This is a genomic window from Asticcacaulis sp. AC460 (assembly GCF_000495795.1).
In the GTDB taxonomy this organism is placed as follows: domain Bacteria; phylum Pseudomonadota; class Alphaproteobacteria; order Caulobacterales; family Caulobacteraceae; genus Asticcacaulis.
Genome location: NZ_AWGD01000044.1, coordinates 38,223 through 61,784 on the forward strand (window position 1 = coordinate 38,223; position 23,562 = coordinate 61,784).

Annotated in this window: 16 protein-coding genes; 3 read left to right on the forward strand and 13 right to left on the reverse strand. The window is 64.0% G+C overall.

What is annotated here, in order from left to right; all coding sequences use genetic code 11:
• Positions 1–40 precede the first annotated feature (40 nt).
• On the reverse strand, positions 41–1,336 hold the full coding sequence (locus ABAC460_RS46895; RefSeq protein ID WP_023455839.1) for an amidohydrolase: 1,296 nt from the start codon (positions 1,334–1,336) through the stop codon (positions 41–43).
• Positions 1,337–1,458: 122 nt separating this feature from the next.
• Between ABAC460_RS46895 and ABAC460_RS0125330 the strand changes: the two genes are divergently transcribed.
• Complete coding sequence (locus tag ABAC460_RS0125330) at positions 1,459–2,796, forward strand: calcium-binding protein (RefSeq protein WP_023455840.1); 1,338 nt, start codon at positions 1,459–1,461, stop codon at positions 2,794–2,796.
• Positions 2,797–2,803: 7 nt separating this feature from the next.
• On the opposite strand, the gene ABAC460_RS46900 is transcribed toward ABAC460_RS0125330, so the two are convergent.
• From ABAC460_RS46900 to ABAC460_RS46910, 4 genes are all read right to left on the reverse strand, one after another.
• Positions 2,804–4,696: a sensor histidine kinase gene (locus ABAC460_RS46900; RefSeq protein ID WP_023455841.1), complete on the reverse strand. Its 1,893-nt coding sequence runs from the start codon at positions 4,694–4,696 to the stop codon at positions 2,804–2,806.
• Between the two features lie 149 nt (positions 4,697–4,845).
• Positions 4,846–5,541, reverse strand: a complete 696-nt coding sequence (locus tag ABAC460_RS46905; RefSeq protein WP_023455842.1) for a response regulator — start codon at positions 5,539–5,541, stop codon at positions 4,846–4,848.
• Between the two features lie 287 nt (positions 5,542–5,828).
• Complete coding sequence (locus ABAC460_RS48695; protein WP_023455843.1) at positions 5,829–7,193, reverse strand: calcium-binding protein; 1,365 nt, start codon at positions 7,191–7,193, stop codon at positions 5,829–5,831.
• Between the two features lie 84 nt (positions 7,194–7,277).
• Complete coding sequence (locus ABAC460_RS46910) at positions 7,278–7,484, reverse strand: hypothetical protein (protein ID WP_023455844.1); 207 nt, start codon at positions 7,482–7,484, stop codon at positions 7,278–7,280.
• Between the two features lie 173 nt (positions 7,485–7,657).
• Between ABAC460_RS46910 and ABAC460_RS46915 the strand changes: the two genes are divergently transcribed.
• Complete coding sequence (locus ABAC460_RS46915) at positions 7,658–8,179, forward strand: DUF3237 domain-containing protein (protein WP_023455845.1); 522 nt, start codon at positions 7,658–7,660, stop codon at positions 8,177–8,179.
• Positions 8,180–8,275: 96 nt separating this feature from the next.
• Here the strand turns inward: ABAC460_RS46915 and ABAC460_RS46920 are convergent, their stop codons facing one another.
• The 8 genes from ABAC460_RS46920 to ABAC460_RS46955 all read right to left on the reverse strand — a co-directional run bounded on the left by ABAC460_RS46920 (position 8,276) and on the right by ABAC460_RS46955 (position 22,200).
• Complete coding sequence (locus ABAC460_RS46920; protein ID WP_023455846.1) at positions 8,276–11,512, reverse strand: glycosyl hydrolase; 3,237 nt, start codon at positions 11,510–11,512, stop codon at positions 8,276–8,278.
• A gap of 26 nt (positions 11,513–11,538) precedes the next feature.
• On the reverse strand, positions 11,539–12,711 hold the full coding sequence (locus ABAC460_RS46925; RefSeq protein ID WP_023455847.1) for an MFS transporter: 1,173 nt from the start codon (positions 12,709–12,711) through the stop codon (positions 11,539–11,541).
• Positions 12,712–12,931: 220 nt separating this feature from the next.
• Complete coding sequence (locus ABAC460_RS46930) at positions 12,932–13,888, reverse strand: alpha/beta hydrolase (RefSeq protein ID WP_023455848.1); 957 nt, start codon at positions 13,886–13,888, stop codon at positions 12,932–12,934.
• Positions 13,885–14,973: an alpha/beta hydrolase fold domain-containing protein gene (locus ABAC460_RS46935; protein WP_023455849.1), complete on the reverse strand. Its 1,089-nt coding sequence runs from the start codon at positions 14,971–14,973 to the stop codon at positions 13,885–13,887. Before ABAC460_RS46935 ends, ABAC460_RS46930 begins: the two co-directional genes overlap by 4 nt.
• Positions 14,974–15,137: 164 nt before the next feature.
• The gene (locus tag ABAC460_RS46940) at positions 15,138–16,445 is read right to left on the reverse strand and encodes a glycoside hydrolase family 1 protein (RefSeq protein ID WP_023455850.1); all 1,308 of its coding nucleotides are present in this window, start codon (positions 16,443–16,445) and stop codon (positions 15,138–15,140) included.
• Positions 16,446–16,688: 243 nt separating this feature from the next.
• A complete protein-coding gene (locus tag ABAC460_RS46945; protein WP_023455851.1) occupies positions 16,689–17,987 on the reverse strand; it encodes a glycoside hydrolase family 1 protein in 1,299 nt (432 codons plus the stop codon).
• A 5-nt stretch (positions 17,988–17,992) separates the two neighbouring features.
• Complete coding sequence (locus ABAC460_RS46950) at positions 17,993–19,639, reverse strand: carboxylesterase/lipase family protein (RefSeq protein ID WP_023455852.1); 1,647 nt, start codon at positions 19,637–19,639, stop codon at positions 17,993–17,995.
• A 266-nt stretch (positions 19,640–19,905) separates the two neighbouring features.
• Positions 19,906–22,200 (reverse strand): TonB-dependent receptor, encoded by a 2,295-nt coding sequence (locus ABAC460_RS46955; RefSeq protein ID WP_023455853.1) that lies wholly within the window; start codon positions 22,198–22,200, stop codon positions 19,906–19,908.
• Positions 22,201–22,463: 263 nt separating this feature from the next.
• Here ABAC460_RS46955 and ABAC460_RS46960 point away from each other — a divergent pair, with 263 nt between their 5' ends.
• The gene (locus tag ABAC460_RS46960; protein ID WP_023455854.1) at positions 22,464–23,369 is read left to right on the forward strand and encodes a LysR family transcriptional regulator; all 906 of its coding nucleotides are present in this window, start codon (positions 22,464–22,466) and stop codon (positions 23,367–23,369) included.
• The last annotated feature ends 193 nt before the right edge of the window (positions 23,370–23,562 follow it).

Genomic DNA, 23,562 nt, shown 5'->3' on the forward strand with positions numbered 1-23,562 from the left:
CACTTCGTGGAGAGGAGAAGCAAGGATGTACTGCTGTTCGTTATGTAACCGTCTTCAGAAGCAGCAGAGCGGTTTCGGCGTGGGCGCGGACGCCGACCTCCATCGCCGGCTCGTAAACGTCGAAATACGGCGAGTGGTTCGGGGCGATCGTGCTCTTGCCGGGATCGGCCATGCCTAAGAAGGCGAAGACGCCCGGCACCTTCTTCTGGAACTGAGAGAAATCCTCCGCCGTTGTGAAGGCCTGGGCCGTGGAATCAACCTTGTCCGCGCCTCCCGTCGCCCGCTCCAGGGCCGGAAGGATCGCGGTCGCCAGTTTCGGGTCGTTATAGGTCAGAGGCGCCAGGAGGGTGTATTCGACCTCAGCCTGCGCGCCGTAGGATTCGGCCAGGTTGGTCACCGCGTGGCGGATGCGTTGTTGCATGTCCTGGCGGCGGTCCTCCGAGAAGGTGCGCAAGGTGCCGGCCAGGCGGAACTCCTCCGGGATGATGTTGAAGCGCACCCCGCCCTGCATCAGGGTGATCGAGGCCACCGTCGGTTCCTTCGTCACGTCGACCTGGCGCGCTGTGATCTGGTTGACAGCGCCCACGATATCCGCCGCCAGGGCCGTCATGTCGATGCCGTTCCACGGTTGCGCGCCGTGGGTCTGGCGGCCTTTCAGCTTGATCTCGATACGGTCGGAGGCTGCCATGAAGCCCTGGGCGCGGTAGGTGATGGTGCCCGCCGGCAGCGGCCAGGCGTGCAGGCCGAAGATTGCCTTGACCGACGGATTGTCCAGCGCGCCCTCGTCCACCATCAGTTTGGCGCCGCCGGTTTCGCCCGCCGGAGGGCCTTCCTCGGCGGGTTGGAAGATGAAGACCACCGAACCGCGGATGTCAGCCTTCATCGCCGACAGGACGTTGGCCGCGCCCAGCAGCATGGCCGTATGGGCGTCGTGGCCGCAGGCGTGCGAGATCGAGACCGGTTGGCCTTCCAGGGTGTCGGTGGCTTTGGAGGCGAAGCTGAGGCCGGTCTTTTCCAGGACCGGCAGGGCGTCCATGTCGGCACGCAGGGCCACGGCCGGGCCGGGTTTGGCGCCTTTCAGCACACCGACGACGCCGGTCTTGCCGACCTTTTCGCGGACGTCGAGGCCCAGCCGGCGCAGTTCGGCGGCGACCAGGGCGGCGGTGCGTTCCTCACGGTTGCTCAGTTCGGGGTGTTCGTGGATATCGCGGCGCCAGGCGACGACATTGGGCTGGATCCTGGCCGCCAGATCACGGATGCGCGCCGTCGTGTCGGCTTTGGCGGCTGAGGTTACCGTCAGGCCGGCGGCGGAGATCAGCAGGGTTCGGCGGTCCATGGGTGGGCTCCTGAGGATGACGGGCGGTTATCTGTAGCAGATGGCGGATCGCCAGCAACCGTTAGGATTTCGTTTTCCATTCCACCCTAGCTTGCGCCGGAGGTTATTGAGAGGGGACTTCCATGAGCATTTTAGCGACGTCAAAAAAGCTTTCCGCCCTTCACACGCAGCCGACGGCCGCCGTGTTGCAGGCGTTGTATACAGGTACCGGCCTGGGCGATACGTTGGTTGGGGGGATTGGTGCAGATACCATGTACGGCCTGGGCGGGCATGACAGCCTGTCCGGTAGCGATGGCGATGACGTTCTGGTGGGCGGCACAGGGAGCGATACGCTGAGCGGCGGTGACGCGAATGATTCTCTGGAAGGTGGATCGGGAAAGGATCAACTGTTCGGCGGCAACGGAAACGACACGCTGGTTGGCGGCAGCGGGGCTGATACAATGGTCGGCGGGTTCGGCGACGACGTCTATCGGATCGACAACGCCGGCGATGTCATCGTGGAAGGGGAGTTTATGGGCGACGAAGACGTCGTCTATACAAGTGTCAGCTGGGTGATGACCGACAACATTTATATCATTTATGTCGATCGCCCCGACAATGTCGGCGTCGCGATCACAGGCAACGCCGCCTTCAACGCCATCTACGGTGGCGGTGGCAATGACACGCTCAGCACCGGTGGCGGGGGCGACGAGGTGAGCGGCGGTGCGGGCCATGACTGGATAAAGGGGAACGTCGAAGACGACCATCTCTTCGGTGACGACGGTAACGACACTATCGAGGGGAACGGAGGCAACGACTGGCTCCAGGGCGACGACGGAAATGACCGACTTGTCGGCGGCGAAGGCAATGACAGCATGTATGCCAGCAGCGGTGACGACACCATGATCGGTGGCGCCGGCAACGATGCCTACTATATCGACTCGCTCGGCGACGTCTTCGTCGAGGGCCACGACGCCGGAAACGATACCATCGCAACGGTTATTACCTTCAGCCTGGTCGGACTTCAGATCGAAAACCTCAGCCTTCACGGCGCAGGCGCTATTAATGGTACCGGCAATAGCGTGAGCAATCGCCTGTCGGGCAACGCCAATGCCAATCTCCTCGACGGCGGCGCCGGCAACGATTCGATCAACAGTGGCCTGGGCAGCGATACGCTGATCGGGGGGACCGGCAACGATACGCTTTTAGGGGGATGGGACAACGACGTGCTTACCGGCGGAAGCGGCGCCGATCTGTTCGTGTTCTACAAGGATTTCCAGTTTTCCAAGGGCGACGGTATCGACACCATCACCGATTTTCACAACGACCGGATCGACATCCGTCAATACACACACGGGGTAGCCAAGCCCGACATGATCAGTCAGGCGGGATCGGATGTCGTGATCAATTTCGGCAACGGTAGCCTCGTTACAGTTCTGAATGCGGATCGGGCCGATGTACTGAGCCACATGGTGTGGTGAAGCGGGGCTAGCTGACCGCCGGGAGGTGGAGGTGGACGCCGGTGCCGGTGGTGGTGCTTTCGATCGACAAACGCGCGCCGATCGAACGCGCCCGTTCCTGCATGTTGTCCAGGCCATGGCCCGATTTGCGGCCGGTCTTCATGCCCTGGCCGTCGTCGACAATGTCGATGCGCACCGGATGGGCTGCGTCGGCCACCGCCACGATGGCGATCTCGACGCTGCGGCTGGCGGCGTGTTTGAAGACGTTCGTCACTGCTTCCTGCAGGATGCGGAAGATCTGCAGCACGGTTTGCGGGCCGTAGGCCGGGGTCGCGCCTTCGGAGAGGTCGCGCCAGCGCAGCTCGATCCCGGCCGAGCTCAGGCGCGGCTCGATACGTTCGCGGAAGGCCGCCAGGGCGTCGGTCAGGGAATCCCCCGCCGAGTCCATCGAGTCGATCATCAGCCGCAGTTCGTCGACCATATCGCCCAGGCTGCGGCTCAGGTCGTCCTGGGCGACCGGGCCTTTGCGGGAGGACAGGAGAAGCGCGATCAGCTGGCCGCCGATGCCATCATGCATGTCGCGCATGATGCGCTGGCGTTCTTCGTTCAGGGTAGCGATCCGGGCCATCTCGGCCTGGCGCAGATAGCCTTCGGCGAGTTCAGCCTCCTTGCGTTTCAGTTCTTCGGCCAGGTAGGCGTTGAGGTCGCCGGCCGACTGGAACAGGCGGATATTGTGCGACAGGAAGGCCAGGCCCAGGGCGACGATCAGTAAGGGCACGACCATCTCGAAATCGCCGTCAGCAAGATCCAAAAGCCATTCCTTGACCCGGTCCGAGATCACGGTGGTCATGCACAGCAATAGGATGGCCAGTTGAAGGCTACGCGCTTCCCGCCGCGATACCAGGTGCCAGGCGAACCGCGCCACGGCCGCCAGGCCCGAGGAGATGCCAAACAGGTCGGTGATGTCCGAAGCGAAATCAAAGGCTGTCGTCGGGTTGATGGCAAACGCCACGGCAAAGGCCAGCAGAATCAGACCGCAAAGCCCGCTGACTGCCCACCGGAGATAACGATAGCCGTGGCCCGTCCACACATCGATGAAACACAGCAAAGCCGCCGGTGCGAGATTGGCAACGGCGAAGTAGTACCAGATACGAAATTCAGGGCTAAACGGAGGGTCTTCCCATCCATAGAACAGTATCTTCAGAGAATAAAAGCCCGCCATAGCCCCCAGCCACAGCAACAGACTGCGGTCACGGGCGCGCAGCGCCAGAACCAGGGCTGCTGCGGCCACCAGGCCCGTCATTACGCCCCCGATCAGCATGTATTCGTTCATGACGAAGCTGCGTTCAGCGGTGACGGCCTTCATTACGTCGTAACCGCGCGGATCGATATAGGGTGTATTAAAGTCGAACCAGGGTATGACGTTGCGCGTCATGATGACGTCGATACGATTGATGCCCGGCTGCAGGGCGGCTTCGGGCAGGCGGTATACCCTGCGGGTATTGCCATGATACGATGCCTTGGGGGCGATCATCCGGCCTTCCCCTTGGACGATATGGCCGTTGACCAGGGTGACGAAATTGTCGACCGCCGGACCGCTGACCATGCCCAGTCCGTCAGGCGGTACAGATTTGAGGTCGATTTCGAACCTTATGGCCTGATAGTGCGCATCACAGCACGACTCCCACGGCAGGGTGACGGGCGTGAAGGTGGCGGCGTTGAGGGATTCGCGGGTCGGGGCTGAGAGTTCAGCGGCCTGGACGTTCAGAATCTCGTGGTTTTGCGGTTTCGCAAACTCAAACAGCCAGGGTTTTATGCCAGCCCACCAGGCCAGTTGCACGGCCGCGATGACCAGGATAACCGGGATCAGGCGTTTCAGGCCCGCCGGTGACAGGTCGGGTTTGGGGAAGGACCAAGTCATGGGGTGGGCCTTTCGGGAATGGGGTTTTCACGCAACTCGGACAGGAAGATACCCCTCCACCGCTTCGCGGTCCCCCTCCCCACTTCGTAGGGAGGAGGGAGTTTGTGGTTGCGTCTGCGGTCGTTCTGCTTCGTTTGAGCGAGCGAAGATCATGGCAGGTCGATCAGCTTGTGCTGGATGGCTTCGAAGACGGCGGCGCCGCGCGACTTGACCGACAGCTTGCGGTAAATGTTCTGGGTGTATTCGGCCACCGTATGCGGCGACAAACTCATCAGGCGCGCCACCTCCTTCTGGCTGAGGCCGCGGGCAATGTGTTCCAGCATCTCCTTTTCGCGCGGCCGCAAAGGCGGGTGGCTTGTGGGTGTCGTTGTGGCCGTTTCGCCTTCCGAGATTTTCAGCAGGTGGCGGGCCGCCCGCGAGCTGATAGGATTAACCCCGGCCAGGGTCGAGCGGACATAGGACACCAGATGTTCCGAGGTGGCGTCCTTCAGGACGTAGCCGTCGGCGCCGGCGTTGAGGGTTTTCAGGACGCTGGCCCGGTCCTCGAACACCGTGATGACCAGGAATTTGCACGCCGGCGCCTGTTGGCGTATGGCAGCGATGACATCGAGGCCACCGCCGTCGGGCAGGCCCAGATCCAGCAAGACCAGGTCGGGTTTCTGGTCGGCGAAGTTGATGGCATGGGCGACCTTGCCCACCGAGCCGATCACCGTGACTTCCGGCGCCGCCAGAAGGCTGTCGGCCAGGTAGTGGCGGAACAGCAGATTGTCCTCGACGATCAGCACGCGGTAGCGCGTCGCTGTCTCCGGCGTCGTCAGATCCGACGACGGGATGAATGTGGTCACGCAACGCCCCTGTACGGCCCTGTGTCTGCGCCGGGCCCTGAGGGTCATGAACGCATAACCGCGGTTTTTGCGCAACCCCTCGGTTTTTGGGGGTTGACGGGACAGGTAGCGGCGTAATTGCGTTCGGAAACACCTGCGGGCCAAATCCCCCACCGTCTCATTTGCTAACCGCAAATGATCCACCTCCCCGTATAACGGGGAGGGATAAGATATTGAAATAGTGCTCTTTCTTCGCTGTGAAAGCGAGAAAAGGAGCGGCGTCCCGGGGGAAGACGCCGCCCAAGTCGTTAGAGAATGTAGTCCGAGGCGTCGATCTGGTAGTAGGGCATGCCCGGCAAGGTGATCGTAAAGTGCTGGCCCTGGGGCCCGTCGAACACCAGTTGCGCATCTGTCGTGCCGGGCACATTGGCCAGATGGCCACCCCAGCCGCCGGTCTGAAGGAACGAGATGTCGATCTTGTCCAGGCCGTTCTCGAAATGCAGGAAGGTCTGGTCGCCCAGTTGCGGGTCGACCACGAAGATGTCCAGCACGCCATTGCCGCCATTGGTGAACGCCGGCTGCGGCGGCGGAGCGATCAGGGCCGATGTGCCGCCGATCATGTCGCTGAGTTGCAGCATGTGGCCGTTTACCACGCCCTGAAGCGTGACCGTCACCGTGTTGGCGCCCTGGGTCAGGGTCAGGACCGTGTTGGTGCCGCTCTGGATGGCGCTGCCGGTCCAGGTGCTGCCGGTGGTCAGACCGAAGTCCGAGACGTCCAGCTTGTCGATGCCCAGCTTGAAGTCGGCAACCGTCACCGCGCCGGCATTGGCCTTGATGACGAAGGTATCCGAGGCGTTGTCGCCATAGCCGGTGAAGCTGTAATTGCCGGTCAGGCGGTCGTTGCCGCCGTCGGCGATCAGGCGGTCGGCCCCTGCCCCGCCCCAGATGTCGTCGTTGCCGCCGCCGCCAGCGATGGTGTCGCCGCCGGCGCCGCCATCCAGGACGTTGCGCGCGCTGTTGCCGGTCAGGCTGTCGCCCAGCGCCGTACCCGTGGCGTCGGCGAGGTTGATCAGGGTGCCGTAGTTGGTCGCATTGAGGCTGTAGGTGCCGGTGGTCAGGTTGACCGTTGCGGCCAGGCCGGAAATATCGGCGAAGCTGGCCGAGCCGCCGCCGGCGCCGCCGTCCAGCGTGTCGATGCCGCGCGAAGCGTAGAGGCTGTCGTAACCGCCGCCGCCCTGGATCAGGTTGTTGGCGGCATTGCCCTTGATGATGTCGTTGAAATTGCTGCCGATGACGTTTTCGAGGTCGCGCAAGGTGTCGGTGCCCATGGCGCCCGACAGGTTGCCGTCGCGCGAAAAGCCGGCCGTGGTGCCCTGGTTCAGCTCGATCCACATGCCGTTGACGGCGTTGGCGTAGGAGACGGTGTCAATGCCTGTGCCGCCGTCAACCAGGTCGTTGCCGGCCCCGCCTTCGAGGATGTCGGCGCCGCTGCCGCCCAGAAGGGTGTCGTGGCCGTTGCCGCCGCTTAAGGCGTCGTCGTGGTTGCCGCCGTCGATATAGTCGTTGCCGTCGCCGCCGTTCAGCAAATCGTTGCCGTTATTGCCGTACAGCGTGTCGTCAGCGATGCCGCCGGTATAGCTGTTGTTCTGCCCATTGCCGTTGTAGTAAGCCATTACCCTCACCCTATTCTAGGAATTTGTGAGTGTAATCATGATCTTAGGGCTTGGTCGCGGCAATCCCCCCGGATTGGGGGGCTGTTAACGCGCGGCGACCGTCGCGGGATGGCGCAGCGACAGACGACCGAGATGGGCGCTCAGGCGGGCGGTGATCAACAGGACGCCGACGGCGACGATGGCCGTGTCGAACGGGTCCCAGTGGCCCGGCGTCAAAAGGTTGGCACTATAGACGAAGCCGGCCAGGACGGCCGCGATCATCAGGCATGACAAGACGGTTTCCCGGATCATACGCTTACTCCTTCGGCGCTGGTTTTTGTGCGCCATAAACCCTGTGTGGGTTGAGGTAATCATGATCCGGGGCGTGAGAATAATCATAACGGTGATGGATTGGCATTCAGCGAATGAATAGGTCGCAGGGGATGGAGGAAGTTATGCTGTATATCTAATTTTGGAGGTGCATCATGGACCGGCGGCAGTTTTCCTTATCCCTGGCCGGCGGGCTGGCCGTGGGGTTTCCGGCAGCGGCCGGAGAGCTGGAGTTGCGGCCATTGTGCGAAATCACCGCGCGGCTGTTGCCTCCGGTCGATATCGGCGAAGGCCCGCAAGGCCGGCGCAGGGTGATCTCGATTTCCGGCGGCGAGGTTGTGGGCGAGCGGTTGAGAGGCGTCGTGTTGCCGGGTGGGGCGGATTTCCAGCGCATCCGGCCCGATGCCGTGACCGAGATCCAGGCGCGCTATGTCATCGAGACCCATGACGGGTTCAAGGTCTATGTCGAGAACACCGGTCTGCGGCATGCGCCTCCGGAGGTGATGGCGCGGCTGATGAAGGGCGAGGTCGTCGATCCGGCTCTGGTCTACTTCCGCTCGGCGCCGCGGTTCGAAGCGCCGGATGGGCCCTATACCTGGCTGGAACGATCGCTGTTTTTGTGCTCCGGGGCCAGGTACCCGGAGCACGTGGTGTTGCGGTTTTTCGAGGTGACCTAGAGGAAGAGGAGCTCTACTGACGGTAAGACCCCTCCCACCGCTCCGCGGTCCCCCCTCCCCGTAAAGAACGGGGCGGGAGAAGAAAGAGCTGTTTTTCTATTGTTTGGTTATCAGTGTCACCGGGCCGATCAGGCCGGAGGGGCGCAGGGGCGCGTCGGGGGTGTAGGTCGGGGCCGCCGTGAAGGTTACCTTCTGGGCGTCGGGTTGGGCGTCGCCGATCAGCCGGTTGACCCACAGATTGGCCACACGGATCTCGATGACATTGTCGCCCTTGGTGACCAGCCCGCCAATGTCGAGGCGGTATGGTGCCTTCCAGGCGATACCGGCCGGCTTGCCGTTGACGAAGACCTCGGCGACGTCGCCGACCTGGCCCAGGTCGAGCCATAGTGAGGTGGTCGGTTTCGTAAGGGTGACCGTCTTGCGGTAGGTGGTGGTGCCGGAGAAGTATTTCACCGTCGGGTCGGCACTGTCGCTCAGCGAGCCGAGGTTGGCGGAGATGGATTTCGGAGCAGCCAGGCCGTCGAAGGCGATCTGCCACGGGCCGTCAATGGTTTTGAGCGGCGTCCAGGTGGGGGCTTTGATCGTGGCGGACGCAGCGGTGGCGGCCTCGCGGAAGACGACGAAGAAGCTGTCCTGGGCGGCGAAGTCCAGCGGCACCACGGTGACGTCGCCTTCGATGCGGTAGCTGATGGGCTCGGCCTGGCCGGTGTCGGCGCGCCAGATCTGCGGCGTCTTGCCGGTGACGCGGAAGCGGGCTTCGGTCTTGACCGGCGCGGTGGCGCGATTGTTGACGAAGTAGAGGTCGCCATCCTCGGTCTTGCGGTGGACAAACAGGATCTGGCCGTCAGCCTCGAAGTCCGGCGTCACGCCGATCGAAGCCAGGGCGGGTTCGACAGCCCTGCCTGAGATGACCTTGCCGTTCCATAGGCGGGCGACCAGGGCTTTGAACTCGGCCGGGTCGTCGCTGAGGGCCGGTGACGCGACCGGCGCTTCGCCGACAATGGTGGCGCCGGCATCGGCCAGTTCGGCGATGCGCTTCAGAGTGGGCAGAGTCATGCGGGAGCTGGTGCCGCCGAGATAGAGGATGCGGTAGCGGGCGCCGCTTTTGGCCACCAGGTCGCCGTTTTGCACCGTCAACTGGTTCAGCAGGACGTCGGGGTTGACGAAGTCATAGGCGTAACGCACCGGCGCATCGGGCACGGCGCGGCCATGGAACAGGGTGACCAGGGGCGCTTCTTCGCCATAGAAGTAGGCGACGTCGGCATGGTTGCGGCCCTGCTGCAGCAGGTAGGCATTACGCGCGATGTAGTCGACCCACGGCCGCGCCATGCCGGCCCAGGTTTCATTGCGGTTGAAGTACTGGCCGAAGATCATCAGCGACAGGCCGGGCTTCTTGTCGTCGCCCAGGGGCTGATGCACCGAGGTATGGATGACCGGGCGGTTGACGCCGCTGGCGAATTCCAGGTCGATCATCGGGCGAAGGTCCGACGGCGCGAAGGCCCAGGGCGAAAAGGCCGCTGTCAGGGACTCGGCGGCGACCAGGTTCTGGCCGTAGATGTGAGCGACCGAGGCCGCGCCCTTCATGTCGGCCACCGCGGTCAGGTCGGGGCCGGATTGCGGGCGGTAGGTCCACATGGCCGACATGGGGACGTCGGCGTGGCGGCGCATGGCCATGTCGTCGCCCAAGGTGACGCGGATGCTTTCCAGCGCCTCGCCATAGACGGTCAGGCCGTGTTCGTGGGCCACGGTGGCGACCGTGCCGTAGTGCTGTTCGGCCATCAGGTCGGCCAGGGTGCGGCGGTAGTCGTAGAGGAAGGCGTCCGTCCGGGCGCGGTCGCCGATGATGGCGCCGGTCAGCGCCGGCAGCCACGGCGTCAGGTCGTAGCCACGCAGGCGCTTGAAATGGGCCGGGAGGTTGGGCGTCCAGTTGGAAGAGCCGACCTCGATGCTGTCGGTGACAATGGCGCGCACACCTTTGGCCCCGACCAGGTCGGAGCCGGCGGCCGTTTTGTACTTCGACAGGTAGGTTTCGAGATAGGCGCGCACCGCCACGCCGTCGTATTTGTCGACCTCGAGGCCGGTGGCTTCCGGAGTGGCGGGGTGGTTCTCGGTGCCGGTCAGCGACCAGCCGAGACGGACGATTTTCCAGCGGCCCTTCGGCGGGGTCCAGTCAAGCGTACCGTCGGGTTTGACCTTGGCGGTCAGGTCGATGACGGATTTGGGGTCGATGCCGGATTCGGCTGGGTCGAGGCCGGCGTCCAGGGCGTAATAGTCGTCGACCGTGGCGAAGCCGGCCTTGGCTTCGAACTGGTTGACGGCCGCGTCGCCCGACAGGTTGAGCTGGGCCAGGCGCAGGCCGGCGGGCTTGCCGAAGCTGGCGAACGGTCCGAGATCGGCGCCCGGCAGAGGCGCGAAGGCGGGATTGAAGGCCTTGGGCGCGGCGGTGATAACCAGGCGAAAATGGGCGGCACGGACGGGCGCGAAGCCGGCCGTGCTGGGGACCTGGCTGAGCGGGATGTCGGCGATCTTGCGCCAGGTCGTGCCGTCGTCGCTGGCTTCGAGCACCGGCAGGAAGGGCGCCTTGTCAAAGGTCGAGGCGACTCCCGGGAAGAAGACCGTGGCCGAGCGGATGGTCTGGGGGGCCGCGTAGTCCATGGTCACGATGACCGGCGTTTCGGCGGTCGGGGTGGCAAGGTCAGCGCCTATGGCCGGGGCCACGGTGACGGCTGCGACGGGTGCGGCGACCGGCACGGCATAGACGGCGATCTCGCCGCCCGCCTTTTTCAGGCTCGCCGGATCGGGCGGCGGGCCCATGATGTCGGCGGCTTTCGGGATGTCCTGGAAGGCGCCGGTCATGGTCGGGACGGGGGGCAGTTGGAGGGTCTGTTTACGGCCGCCGTCGACGACGGTTTCGCTCCAGACCAGCTTTTTCATGCCGTCCTTGGCTTCAACCCAAGGCCCGCCGGTTTCGCTCCAGCCCGGCGAGGCAGCGATGCCGAACTCCAGGTTCAGGCTGTCGGCGGTTTGGGCGGCGTAGCGGAAGGCCTGGTTCCATTCCGGCGTCATATAGACCAGGCGCTTGTCGACCACCTGGGGGGTGATCAGGGCGGCGTCGAAGTTCTGCAGGCCGCCGATGCCGGTTTTCGACATCCATTCCAGATCCTTGGCGATGCCTTCCTGGGTGATGTTGCCGTTCATCCAGTGCCACCAGACGCGCGGACGGGCCGATTGCGGCGGGTTGGTGAAGCCATCGCTCAGGGTATCGGCGTGGACGGCGAGCGGCGACACCAGGCAGGACGCGGCAAGCAGCAGGGCAGCAAAACGGGAGGACATGGTTCCGGACTCCGGGGGTAAGCTATCTATACGGTTTTGGCGGCGGGACGCGGTAACAGTGCCGCGATCAGGCTGAGCACGGCGGCGGCGCCCGCGGCTGCCCCCAGGGCATGCATGGCGGTGCCCAGGCCGTTAAGTTGGGCGGTTAACCCAAGGACCAGGACCGGGCTGATGAAGTTGCCCAGGAAGAAGGCTGTCTGCCAGCCGCCGGTTCCGGCCCCGCGTTGGGCGAAGTCCAGGCGGGCCATGATCGCCGTCAGCACCGCCGGCAGGGTGATGCCGCAGCCCAGGCCGGTGATGACGATGCCGGCGCAGGTGACGGGATAGCTGCCGTCGCCGACGAACAGGAACAGGCCGCCGGCGATCATCACAAAGGCCAGCAGTAGGTGCTGCGACAGTCTCAGACGCGCCGTCAGTTTGAAGATCAGTCCGCCGACCGGGACGGCAATGCCGCCGATGGCGCTGGTCAGGCCGATGACCTGGGGGGAGCCGAGGCCGCGTTCGGTCAGCAGGAAAGGCGTCTGTATCGGCACCAGGAAGAACAGGGTCGCGGCGAACAGGCCGATGACATAGAGCGGGAAGACCTTGCCCAAGGGGAAGCGGGTCTTTTCGGCGGCTTCGTGCTTGGGCTCACGGATCAGCAGCATGACCAGCGGGATAAACAGCAGGCCCAGGCCATAGACCATGAACGGCACGCGCCAGCCATATTCGCCCAGCACCCCGCCTATGGCCGTCAGGACCACGGCGGCGACCGAGGCGGTGCCGGTCTGGACGACCAGCCAGTTTTCACGCCGCGCGCCTTTGAAATAGTCGCCCAGCAGGGTGGTCGAGGCGGTCATGAAGCCGGACTCGGCCAGGCCGACGCCCACGCGCGACAGGATGATATGGTCGAGGTTGTTGAGGAAGAACGGCGCCAGGCCGCAGGCCAGGTACAGCACCAGTGACAGCAGCAGGACGCCCTTGCGTCCGGCCTTGTCGGTGATCCAGCCGGCGATCGGCGCGGTGATGGCGACGACCAGGGCGGGCACGGCCAGGGCCAGGATGCTCTTGGTCTGGGCCATGGGATCGTCGGGAAAGGCTGCCGCGATCGCCGGCAGGATCGGCGCGATCAAGAGGGCTGCCGCGACCGACAGGGTGGACAGGAGGCAAAGCAGCAGGCCCTGGGCTGTGGTGCCGTCTCCGGTTTGAGTCTGGGTCATGCGACGGCTCCGTGATGTCTGTTATTCTGCCGTATCCGTACCGTTGAAAGTTCGTCTTTTTCTCCTTCTCCCCTAAGTAGGGGAGAAGGTGGCCGCAGCGAAGCGCAGGCCGGATGAGGGGTATTCCCACCGACAGTAGACCCCTCACCCCAACCCTCTCCCCTCAAGTGGGGAGAGGGAGATTCTTCAGCGTATTTAATGACTTGTTGCACGGGTTTGCCTACTTCGCGGTGACCAGGTGTTCGGACACCAGCCAGTTATGGAAATCCTCGATCCAGTGTTCCGAGCTGGTGCCGGTCTTGCGCATGCCGAAACCGTGGCTGCCGCGGGCGTAGACGTGCAGCTCCACCGGCTTGCCGGCTTCGCGCCAGGCGTCGAAGATCGGCACGCTGGCATAGCCCAGCAGCGGATCGTCGGCGGCCAGGGCGACAAAGGCCGGCGGGGCATCGGCCGGCACCGGGCGCGGATGCATGGCGCCGTAGATCACGCCGACAAAGTCCGGGCGCGAGGTCGCCGTATAGGTGGTGGCGACATTGGTCGTGGTCATGCCGCCGGCCGAAAAGCCCATGAAACCGATCTTATGCGGGTCGATGCCGTAGTCTGTGGCGTGGCTGCGGACATAGTCGACCGCGGCCAGGCCATCCTGGGCCGCCAGGCTTTCTGCCGGGGATTCGATCTCGCCGTGGGTCATTTTCGGCGGCGCCTTGCCCATGCGTTCGCCGATCGTCCGGGCCAGGCCGTCGATATCGTGCGGCGTCGGATCGACCCGGTAGGTCAGGACGAAGCAGGTAATCCCCCGCGCCGCCAGGTATTTGGCGACCTCACGGCCCTCGGTGTCGAAGGCCAGGGTCAGGAAGGCGCCGCCCGGCGCGATGATCACCGCCGTGCCGTTGGCCGTGCCCGGCGCCGGCAGGACGGGGTAGATGGCGGGCTGGGTGACGTTGCGTGCCGTGAGATAGCCTTCCATGGTCTCCCATTGCGTGTCCGACGGCGAGCCCATGGCGCCAAGCGGGATCGGCTTGATGTCAGGCGCCGGCGCCGGCTTAAGCTGCTGCTTCATGACGGCCATGAAGCCTTCGAAACCGGCGGGCGGCCCGCCCTGGGGGGCCTGGGCGGAAGCCGTCAAAGGCAAGGCCAGGCAGGCGCCGCACAGCAGCAAGGTTCTCAAGATTTTCATCGTTGTGACTCCGGAGCGTCGAGATAGCGGGTGAAGAAGTCGGCGGCGCGGGTCAGCGATGCCGCGGTTTCGGGGCTGTCGGGCGCCAGGGCCTGGAAGCCATGCGGCATGCCTTCATAGAGGTCCAGAACCGCGACCTGGCCGGCGGAGGCGGCCGCCTGGTATTGGCGGACGAAGTTCGACAGGAAGATTTCGCGCGTGCCGCCCTGGATCAGCATCGGCGGATAGCCCGGGCGATAGTCGCCATAGACCGGTGAGACATAGGGGTGTTTCTGGTCTTCCGGTTTGGCGTACAGGTCGGCGCCGATCTTCAGTTCGGCATAGGTCAGGATCGGATCCGCATTGGCCAGGGTGCAGTAGGTATCGCCGGCATCGGTGATGTCGGACCATGGCGATTGCAGCACCAGCGCACCCGGCAAAGGCAAGCCCTGGTCGCGCAGCTTGAACACGCCGCCGCCGACCAGGCCACCGCCGGCCGAGCCGCCGAACATGCCGATCTGGCCGGGTTTGCGACCTGCCTTGAGCAGGCCGGCATAGACGGCCACGAATTCGTCGGTCGCCGTCTGCCAGTTGCCGCGCGGCGCGGTACGGTAATCGACCGACACCACCGGCAGGCCCGTGGCGTGGGCCATCTGGACGGCGCCCAGCAGGGTGCTGCGCGCGGTCCCCAGAGTGTAGCCGCCGCCATGGGCGAAGATCAGCACCCGGCCGTCCTTGGCCGATGACGGGCCGCTGATGCGGAGCACATTGACGCCGTTGATGGTGTCGGGTTGCGGCTTTTCGGCATAGGCCGCCACACGTGGCCCGTCGAAGTGCTCGACGAAGCCGGAAAACTCGGCATTGCGTTTGTCCCAGTCGGCCACGGTCTGCGGCACTGCCGCTTCCCAGGGCGCGGCGCCGGCAAACATGGCGGTCAGCCGGTCGAGACTGGTTTTGGCTTCGGGGCTGACGGTTTGCGGCGTGAAGGCCAGCGCCTTGCGCAGCGCCGGATCGGGCGCCGGGCAGGACGGTGCGGCCACGGCCGGGACGGCGCAGGCCAGAAGTCCGGTGGTCAGTGCAAACCAGATGGATTTGGAGTTCGGCATGATGTCCCCTTAAGCCGCGGCCAGGCGCCGTTTCGCCATCGCGTCGCGGTGCAGAAAGATACCCCTCCACCGCTTCGCGGTCCCCCTCCCCACTTCGTGGAGAGGAGAAAGACGAGCGAACCATCCGGTAGGGGGGAGACGTGAAGTCATGGGAATAGCCACAGTCATATCCGGTTGGCTTTGGCGATCTGGCCGAGGCGGACAGCGCTCGGCTTGGCGGTGCGTTTCTGGGTGGTGCGGTCGACCGCGACCAGGCCGATCTGCTTGGCATAACCGGACACCCAGTTGAAATTGTCCAGCAGCGACCAGTGGATGTAGGACCGCACCGGCAGGCCGTCGCGCAAGCAGTTGGCGACACCGGCAACCGCGCGGTTGATGAACTCGACGCGGCGGCTGTCATCGGCGATCGACACGCCGTTTTCCGTCACATAGACGGGCTTGCCGGTCTGTTCCCAGACATAGCGGATGGAGGCCTCCAGCGCTTCCGGCCAGAACTCCTCGCCGTTCTGGTTGACCTCGGCGCCGGGGTCGGGATGCATGGTCCCCTTGGCGTCGATACGGGCGCGGCTGTAGTTCTGGACGCCGATAAAGTCGCACGACTTCGCCGCCTCCAGCCACGGCCCGTAGCATTGGGCGCGCTTCTCGTCGCGCCGGCTGTTGTCGCCGACCGCCTGGTCGTCGTGCAGGGCGATCGTCACCCCGACCGGGAAGTCGCCGGGGCCCGACTTGATGACCTCATAGGCCTTGTGGTGCGCCGCGATCAGGTTTGGCTGCATGCGCTCCGGGTTGCCGAACTGGATGGAGGAGAACAACGGCGTGCCGGTGAGCGCAGCCGCGTCGGTCATGGCCTGCTCCATGCCGGCAATGACAAAGCCCGGCAGCATCCATCGCAGCAGGACGCCCAGTTGCGGTTCGTTGAAGGTCGCGGCGACCGCGACATAGGGGCCGATGGCCTTGGTGGTATATTCGCAGAAGCGGGCGAACAGATCGACGGATTCGGGGTTTTCGAAGCCGCCATTGGCCGCGAACCATACCGGTACGGCATAGTGGTTATAGGTCAGCACCGGCTTGACGCCGTGTTTCAGGCAGGCCTGGGCGACCTGGACATAGTGGTTCATCTCGGCGGCGGAAAACTCACCGCGGGCCGGTTCGATACGCGCCCACTCCAGCGAAAAGCGGAAGCTGTTCAGCCCCAGTTTCGCCAGCATGGCGATGTCCTGTTCGAACAGGTGGTAGTGGTCGTCCGCGTCGCGCGAGGGTTCCTTGAACGGCGAGACCTTGAGGTGTTCCAGCAGCCACATGTCGGAATTGACGTTGTTGCCTTCGACCTGGTGGCCGGAGGTCGCCGCGCCCCACAGGAAGTCTTTGGGGAAGCTGTAGCCGGGTTTGGCCTGGGTGGCGCTTGCGGCCAGCAGGGCGCCGGAAGCGGCCATGGCGCCAGTCAGAACCTGTCTGCGGTCGAGATTACGCATGGTGACGTGGCCCCTTGGCATCGCCGATTAGGCCGTTGTAGCTTTGCCTTCTCCCGCCCCGTTTACGGGGTGAGCGCCGCGAAAGTATAGCTTTCGCCAGCGAAGGGACCGCGAAGCGGTGGGAAGGGCTTACCGTCAGTGGAATAGCCCCTTCCGTCTCATGGCTACGCCATGATCCACCTCCCCCGTAAACAGGGGAGGAGAAGCAGAGCAAGCCACACCACACTTGGTTCATAGCGACCATCATATCTTGTTGGCTTTGGCGATCTGGCCGAGGCGGACGGCGCTCGGTTTGACCGTGCGCTTTTGGGTCGTGCGGTCGACCGCGATCAGGCCGAACTTCGGGCCATAGCCGCCAACCCACTCGAAATTGTCGATCAGAGACCAATGCAGGTACGACTTCACCGGCACTCCGTCCTTCAGGCAGTTGGCCACGCCCTTGACCGCGCGGTTGACGAACTCGACCCGGCGGGTGTCGTCCTCAGTCGCCACACCGTTCTCGGTGACATAGACCGGCTTCTGCGTTTCGGCGTAAGCGTAGCGGATCGAGGCCTCCAGGGCTTCGGGCCAGAACTCCTCGCCCATCTGGGTCAGCTCGACGCCCTCTTCCGGATGCATCGGCCCCTTGGCATCGACACGGATACGGCTGTAGTTCTGGACGCCGATAAAGTCGCTGGCGCGCGCGGCTTCCAGCCAGGGTCCGTAGCATTGGTTGATCAGTTCGCCGGCGCGGCTGCCCTCGCCCACCGCCTGGACGTCGTGCATGGCCAGGGTGACGCCGACCGGGAAATCGCCCGGGCCGGCCTTGATGGCTTCGTAACCCTTTTTATGGGCGGCCAGCAGGTTGGGCAGCATCTTGTCCTGGTTGCCGAACTGGATGCTGGCGAAGCGGTCGCTGGCCGCGACCTTGGCCGCTTCGGCCATCATCGGCGGGAAGGAGGCCAGGATGAAGTCGGGCAGCATCCATTTCAGCACATAGCCCAGCTGCGGTTCGTTGAAGGTGGCGGCGACCGCGATATAGGGGCCCATGGAGGCGGTGGCGTATTCGCAGAACCGGGCGAACAGGTCGGCCGATTCCGGATTTTCAAACCCTCCATTGGCGGCGAACCACACCGGCACGGCGTAGTGGTTGTAGGTCACCACCGGTTTGACGCCGTGTTTCAGACACGCCTGGGCGACCTGGACATAGTGGTTCATCTCGGCGGCCGAGAACTCGCCGCGCGCCGGCTCGATGCGCGCCCATTCCAGCGAGAAGCGGAAGCTGTTCAGGCCCAGCTTGGCCAGCAGGGCGATGTCCTGTTCGAACAGGTGGTAGTGGTCGACGGCGTCGCGCGACGGCTCCTTGAACGGCGAACCCTTGACGTGTTCGATCAGCCACATGTCGGAATTGACGTTGTTGCCTTCGACCTGGTGGCCGGAGGTCGCAGCCCCCCACAGGAAGTCCTTGGGGAACTTGAACTCCCCCGATTTGGCAAAGGATGGCCCGGCGGCGAGCAGACCGGCGGAAGCGGCCAGAAGGGAACGGCGGTCGAGATAGGTCATGGTCGTTACTTTCGAGGGCCGGGGGCACTGAGGAGGTTGATCAGGTCGCGGTCATGGTTGGTTCGCGCCTGGGAGGTCGTGTCGAAGATCATAGTGGCGCCGCCCGTGGCGGTGTAGCGGTCCCACTTCGGCAGGCCAGGCGTATTGGGGTCGCCGGCGCGGGCGAAGTTGATCCAGGCCTGGCTGACGACATCGGCCAGTTTCTGGACCTCGGCGCCGCCGCCATTGCTCTGGATACCCGCCTCGATATTGTCGAAGGTGAAGGCCAGGTCGGACGAATGGCCGCCGGCCCAGGCATAGTCCAGCACCGGCGATTGCCAGGCGAACAGGTAGGTATAGACCGGCGCCGGTTGTGTGGCCTTCATTGTCGAGGCCCGCAGCGTGCCGGCGCGGCCCATGATGTCGACCATCGGCCATTCGCCCGGCTTCATGTCGGGATAGGCCGATTTGTAGGCCGCCAGGACGGCCGGGGCGCGGTCGCCGTAGCGCTTGGCGAAGAAGGCCAGGGCCTCGGTTCCGCCCCAGGTTTCGTGGCCAGCCAGGTCGGGATGGGGGAAGCGCTGGAACTCGTTCAGCGTGCTGCCGATCAGCAGCGGGACATTGGCGGAGACGGCCGGGGCGCCGGTGACGAAGGGCGCCTGGGGCAGGACCTTGCCGTCGACCACCGGTCCCCAGTTGACCAGCGGGAAGCCCAGCGGTCCGCCGCTGCCCGGAGCGATCTCGGCGCTGATCTTGCGCAGGGCGCGGTCGCCGGCAGCGCTCAGCTGGTCGTAGGGCAGCGCCTTGAGACCTGCGACATCGCCCGGCTTCAGGCCGGCTTCGGCGATGGTGGCCTCCGCCACGCGGCGCGCCAGGGCCTGGTCGCCGCTCATCGGGTTGGGCGGGCCCATAATGCCGCTCTGGATGATGGCCTTGTCGTAGAGGCCTTGCGCCTGGGGCATGGCCAGCAGGGTCGAAACCTTGCCGCCGCCGCCCGACTGGCCGAAGATGGTGACATTGTCCGGGTCGCCGCCGAAGGCCGCGATATTGTCGCGCACCCATTCCAGCGAGGCAACGATGTCGAGCATGCTGACATTGCCCGACGCGGCATAGTCGGCGCCGTAGGACGACAGGTCGAGGAAGCCCAGGACATTGAGGCGGTGGTTGATCGAGACGACGACGACGTCGCCGCGTTGCGACAGCCGCGTGCCGTCATAGAGCGGCAGGTCCATCGACGAGCCGCTGAAATAGCCGCCGCCGTGCAGCCAGACCATGACCGGGCGCTTTTTGCCGTCGTTCAGGCCCTTGGTCCAGATGTTGAGGTTCTGGCAGTTTTCCGACTGGGGCCAGTAGCGGTTGTCGGAGATGAAGGTCTGGGGTTCGCGCAGCTCGCTGCCGACCGGCTGGGGGCAGACATTGCCGTAGGACAGGGCCGGACGAACGTTGCTCCAGGCGGCCACCTTTTGCGGCGGCATGAAGCGCTGGGCGGTGGCGTAGGGAATGCCGCGGAAGGTGAAGACGTCGTCGCGGCGGAAACCCTGGACCTGGCCGAGGGTGGTGGTGGCGATAGCGGTTTTGGACGATGCCACCAGGACGCTGTCCCCGGCGATGGCGGGCGCAACCGGCACGGCGACCGCAAGCGCGAGGGCCAGGACTAAGTTAAGGGTTCTCATAATCTCACGCCTGTCGGAAAAGGCGCCGGTGTCCCTTTTGAAAGGGACACCGGCCAATGGTCCTCACGGGAGGGAGGAAGGCTTGGAATGGGAGCCGGAACGGCAAAAAGTCGGGAGGAACTTACCGTCAGTATACCCCTCCGCCGGCTTCGCCGGCACCTCCCCACACGTGGAGAGGAGGGCCCCTTCCGTCTCACGGCTTCGCCGTGATCCACCTCCCCCGTAAACAGGGGAGGAGGGGTTTCTGTGAGCCCAAGCCATATGGCTTAGAAGCGCGCGTCGAGGCTGATGCCGACCTGGCGGAAGGATTGCGGCGACAACATCTGGCCGATCGAGCCGGTCGAGCCGTCCGGGAAGTTGCGGATGCGCAGGACAGGTTCGTGCTCATTGCCCAGGTTGCGGCCGTACAGCGACAGGGTCCAGTTGCTGTTGAGGCTGCGGATACCGATGCGGCCACCCGTGATCCAGTGGGCATGGTAGAAGACGTCGGGGCTGGAGGCGGCGTCGTAGCGGATCTTCGACTTGAAGGTGGCGTCGAACGAGATGAAGCCGTCCAGAACCGAGTTGAGGTTGTGGCTGTATTCGCCGCCCAGGTTCAGCTTCCACTTCGGCGCCAGGGCCAGTTGCGTGCCGCCGATATTGGTGCCGTCACCGCCGACAAAGCCGTCGGGATAGGTGGCGCTGTTGTAGATTACGCCGGCATTCAGGTTGAGGCCTTCGGCGGCGCGGCCGGAGATGCTGGCTTCGAAGCCCTTGGAGATGACCTGCGGGATGTTGGTCGGGGTACAGTTCAGACCACCGGTGCTGACGGCGACGCAGACCTGGCCCTGATAGTCCTTCATGTCGATATAGAAGGCGTTGAGGTCGGTGAAGACACGGCCGCCGGCCAGGGTCGACTTCAGGCCGACTTCGAAGGCGGTCGGCAGTTCCGGACGGATGATGGTCGGCGGAGTCGGATCCGACGCGGCGCCCTGGGCGATCTGCGGGCCCTTATAGCCGCGCGACACGGTGAGGTAGCCCATATTGTCCGAGTCGAACTTGTACTGGGCACCCAGCTTGACCGAGACATTGTCGATCGACTTTTCGGCGCTCTTGCGGGTGATCACTGGGGTGTCGGCGACATAGGTCAGGTGGAAGGTCGGCACGAAGACCGGCACGACGTGCTGGGATTGGCTGCCGTAGTCGACATAGTCGACCGACAGAGTTTCGTGGTTGAGGCGGGCGCCGGCGATCAGGCGCAACTTATCACTCACCCGCCAGGTCGCCTGGCCGAAGACGGCGTAGGATTCGTCTTCGATATCGATCGCCGAGCCCAGATTGTCGACCGGGCGGAACAAACCGACCGGGCCGGGAACGATGACGCTGAAACGTTGCGGCGTGCGGCTGGATTTGTAGTCCGAGAAGAAGGCGCCGACGGTGTATTCCAGCGCCGCACCGGTCGGCGAGGCCAGGCGGAATTCCTGGGTGAACAGGTCTTCCTTGCCGAACTGGTCACCCAGGATCAGTTCCGGGTGGTAGTCATCCAGGCGGAAGATGTTCAGGTTGTTGGGGCCGACATCCTGTTTGCGGCTGGAGGTAATCGAGGTGAAGGTGACGTTGTCGAACTCATAATCGACCTGGGCCGACACCGTCTTGGTCTCGAAATTGTTGTGGATGCCGGTGTTGGAGCAGTAGTCGCGGTTGCCGTCTTCGGCGGTGATGCCGCAGGCGGCCAGGACGGCGCCGACCTGGCCCGACTCGGCGTTGTTGGCGACCTTCTGGATGGTGAAGAAGTCGAGCCCGTCGTCGTCGACCTTGGCATATTCGCCGATCAGGTTCAGCGTCAGGCGGTCATTGACCTGCCACAGCAGGCGGGCGCGGGCGCTGTCGGTACGGTGGTCGTCCAGCTTGCCGGTCAGGGCGTTGCGGTTGACACCCTGGCGGTCGTTGCGGCTGGCCGAGACGCGCAGGGCGGCGGTTTCGCCCAGCGGCACGTTGATCAGGCCCTGGATGACCTGCTGGCCGTATTCCGAACCGGCGGTGCCATAGTCGGACAGCTCGGCGCGGACGCGGCCGCTGAAACGGCCCAGTTCCGGCTTGTTGGTGGTGATGTTGATGACGCCGGCCGAGGTGGTCAGGCCGAACAGGGTGCCTTGCGGGCCCTTCAGGACTTCGACGCGGGAGATGTCGAACAGGTCGGGCGTGTTGATATTGCCTTGCGAAACCTGGTCGATGACCACGGCGACCGAACCGGTGGCGCCGCTCTGGAACGATTGAGTGCCGATGCCGCGGACCTGGCCGCCGCCGCCGACGCTTTGTCCGGAGGCCTGCTGCATTTCCAGGGCCGGAGCGATTCGCTGCAGGTCGGCGATGGAATTGACCTGGAGGCGTTCCAGTTGCTTGCCGCTGGCCACGGTGATGGCGACGGGGACGTCCTGGAGCTTCTGTTCACGCTTTTGTGCGGTGACGACGACGACATTGTCGTCGACCGGCGCTGCGGTGTCCTGTGCGTAAACGGCGGTGCCGATGGCGGCAAAACTGACGGTGGCCATAAGGCCGGTGATGGCATTGCGACGGATCATGTGGTCGCGTCTCCCCTGGGTTTGGGTGCTCCATTTTTGTTCGTATACGGAGCAGCGTTTCTCTCTGTGCCGGCGACTGGCGCGCCGTTTTCTTGCATTGTGAAGCTATGGGAGGCGGCCGTGTGCGTAAAATTCAATCGTTCAATGCGATCCATAAGCCTGCGTTATGGCTTGCGGAACGTTGTGGTCTGTGATGTCTGTTAAGGGTAAACGTGCGAAGACACGAATAATTATAATAAATAACTGAAAACACAGAGGGAAAGATGCGTTTTCACCGGCTAGACCTTAATCTGCTCGTCATTCTGGACCACCTGCTGCAGGGCAAGAGCGTCAGCCAGACGGCGCAGTTCCTCAGCCTGACCCAGCCGGCGATCAGCAATTCTTTGTCGCGGCTGCGGGTCCATTTCGAGGACGAGTTGTTCGTTCAGGTCGGCCGGCGGCTGGAACCGACGCCGTTCGCCAAGACCCTGGCCGAGCCGGTCAAGGCGGCCTTGCAGGACATTGAGCGCATCATTATCGCCCGGTCGGACTTCGATCCGGCGACGGCGGAGCGCGACTTTACCCTGGTCTGTTCGGACTATGTCTATACGGCGTTTCTGACGTTGGTGATCCGCAAGCTGGCCGTCATCGCGCCCAAGGTCAACATCCTGGTCATGCTGAATTCGGAGATGACCTCGCCGTTGCTGAACGACGGCCAGGTCGATTTTCTGATTACGCCGCAGGGTTTGACCTTTCCGCTGCATCCGTCGGTACCTTTGTTCAGCGACGATTTTTCCTGCATCGTGTGGAGCGGCAATGAGGAGGTCGGGGACAGCCTCACGCGCGAGCAATATCTCGACATGCGCCATGTCAGCGTGACTCTGGGGCCGAAGAACCCCAAGCATATCGAGCAGAAGTCGTTGGATATGTTGAACATCGAGCGGCGGATCGTGGTGTTTACCCCGACCTTCAATGCGGTGGCGGATACGGTGGTGGGGACGCCCTATATCGCGACGGTGCATTCGCGGACGGCGCGTCTGTTTGCCGAGCGTTTGCCTTTGAAAGTGTTGAAGGCGCCGGTGCCGATCGCGACCTTTACCGAGTGTCTGCAATGGCACCGCAACAAGGATGCCGACACGGGTACCTTGTGGCTGAAGGAATTCCTGGTCAATTGCGCACGGGATTTTTAAGGCAGGCAAGCACTTCAGATATCGCAAACTCCCTCCTCCCTATCGAAGATGGGGAGGGGGTGAGCGAGAGCGAATTGCGCTCGAAGCGCAAGGAAGCGGTGGAGGGGTACTTACTATAGAGGTAGTCGATGTGACGGTTTAGAAAGAAACGCCGCATGATCAAGCTCTTACGTGCCTATGGAGTCTACAGAAA